Genomic DNA, 659 nt, shown 5'->3' with positions numbered 1-659 from the left:
CTGACGGCACAATGGAAGTTAAAACTTTAAAATCAGCTGAAGATGTAATTGCTGGATCAATTAGTGTTCAAGAACACTTCCATTTAGACGCAGAAGATCGCCCAGTCGGAGACCCAAAATGATGCTTTCTATTGGTGTTAATTGTGACACTGACTTATTCGATTTATTGCCCGCTTCAGAAGATAAAGTTACCTGGTTAAATAACGCGATCAATATTTCTCTATTTACTGATGCCCGCGCGGATGATGACGATTCAATCCCTGACGGTACTAACGATAAACGCGGCTATTGGGGCGATATTGACTTAGAAGATGACCAAAGCTTAGGGAGTAAATTGTGGTTGTTAAAACGTAGTAAGTTGACCCATGAGACCCTTAATTTAATGAATGACTATATAACAGAAGCCGTCGAATGGCTTGTCGTGGATGAGCATTTATTAGCGATTACGGCAACGGTTGAACGTGATGTCAGTAACAAAAATCAAGCGAACTTTTTATTAGATTGCCAGTTAACTTCTGGTGACTGGGTATCAATATTTCGTGGACATGAGGTACAACCAACATGACATATTCTCGCCCTGATAGAAAAACGTTACAAGCTCGAGTAACAGCGGACATAGAGCGCCATAGCGGGCAATCTGCGTCATCACGCGGTGATGT

General features: G+C 41.7%; 1 protein-coding gene. It reads left to right on the top strand.

Going from position 1 to position 659, the window contains the following annotated elements:
- Positions 1-118 precede the first annotated feature (118 nt).
- On the top strand, positions 119-565 hold the full coding sequence (locus TW85_RS25235; RefSeq protein WP_052702418.1) for a phage GP46 family protein: 447 nt from the start codon (positions 119-121) through the stop codon (positions 563-565).
- Positions 566-659: the final 94 nt, after the last annotated feature.

Origin of the sequence: Marinomonas sp. S3726 (genome assembly GCF_000967665.1) — a bacterium.
GTDB lineage: Bacteria > Pseudomonadota > Gammaproteobacteria > Pseudomonadales > Marinomonadaceae > Marinomonas.
Note: the sequence above shows the minus strand (reverse complement) of the source record. Positions and strands in the feature narration are given on the sequence as shown.